Genomic DNA, 1,566 nt, shown 5'->3' on the forward strand with positions numbered 1-1,566 from the left:
TAATCATCGTTTAAGGAGGTGATCCAGCGCCAGGTTCCCCTAGCGCTACCTTGTTACGACTTCACCCCAGTCATGAACCACAAAGTGGTAAGCGTCCCCCCGAAGGTTAAACTACCTACTTCTTTTGCAGCCCACTCCCATGGTGTGACGGGCGGTGTGTACAAGGCCCGGGAACGTATTCACCGTGGCATTCTGATCCACGATTACTAGCGATTCCGACTTCATGGAGTCGAGTTGCAGACTCCAATCCGGACTACGACGCACTTTTTGGGATTCGCTCACTTTCGCAAGTTGGCCGCCCTCTGTATGCGCCATTGTAGCACGTGTGTAGCCCTACTCGTAAGGGCCATGATGACTTGACGTCGTCCCCACCTTCCTCCGGTTTATCACCGGCAGTCTCCCTGGAGTTCCCGACATTACTCGCTGGCAAACAAGGATAAGGGTTGCGCTCGTTGCGGGACTTAACCCAACATTTCACAACACGAGCTGACGACAGCCATGCAGCACCTGTCTCAGAGTTCCCGAAGGCACCAATCCATCTCTGGAAAGTTCTCTGGATGTCAAGAGTAGGTAAGGTTCTTCGCGTTGCATCGAATTAAACCACATGCTCCACCGCTTGTGCGGGCCCCCGTCAATTCATTTGAGTTTTAATCTTGCGACCGTACTCCCCAGGCGGTCTACTTAACGCGTTAGCTCCGAAAGCCACGGCTCAAGGCCACAACCTCCAAGTAGACATCGTTTACGGCGTGGACTACCAGGGTATCTAATCCTGTTTGCTCCCCACGCTTTCGCATCTGAGTGTCAGTATCTGTCCAGGGGGCCGCCTTCGCCACCGGTATTCCTTCAGATCTCTACGCATTTCACCGCTACACCTGAAATTCTACCCCCCTCTACAGTACTCTAGTCTGCCAGTTTCAAATGCTATTCCGAGGTTGAGCCCCGGGCTTTCACATCTGACTTAACAAACCACCTGCATGCGCTTTACGCCCAGTAATTCCGATTAACGCTCGCACCCTCCGTATTACCGCGGCTGCTGGCACGGAGTTAGCCGGTGCTTCTTCTGTCGCTAACGTCAAATGATAGTGCTATTAACACTACCACCTTCCTCACGACTGAAAGTGCTTTACAACCCGAAGGCCTTCTTCACACACGCGGCATGGCTGCATCAGGCTTGCGCCCATTGTGCAATATTCCCCACTGCTGCCTCCCGTAGGAGTCTGGACCGTGTCTCAGTTCCAGTGTGGCTGATCATCCTCTCAGACCAGCTAGGGATCGTCGCCTTGGTGAGCCCTTACCTCACCAACTAGCTAATCCCACCTAGGCATATCCTGACGCGAGAGGCCCGAAGGTCCCCCTCTTTGGCCCGTAGGCATCATGCGGTATTAGCCATCGTTTCCAATGGTTATCCCCCACATCAGGGCAATTTCCTAGGCATTACTCACCCGTCCGCCGCTCGACGCCGTTATCGTTCCCCGAAGGTTCAGATAACTCGTTTCCGCTCGACTTGCATGTGTTAGGCCTGCCGCCAGCGTTCAATCTGAGCCATGATCAAACTCTTCAATTTAA

1 rRNA gene is annotated in these 1,566 nt (G+C 53.5%); it reads right to left on the reverse strand.

Annotated elements, in window-relative coordinates:
* Positions 1-11: 11 nt before the first annotated feature.
* Positions 12-1,564 (reverse strand): 16S ribosomal RNA (locus R7E47_RS24240).
* Positions 1,565-1,566: the final 2 nt, after the last annotated feature.

The organism is Vibrio sp. Vb1026, from assembly GCF_033338745.1.
GTDB lineage: Bacteria > Pseudomonadota > Gammaproteobacteria > Enterobacterales > Vibrionaceae > Vibrio > Vibrio alginolyticus.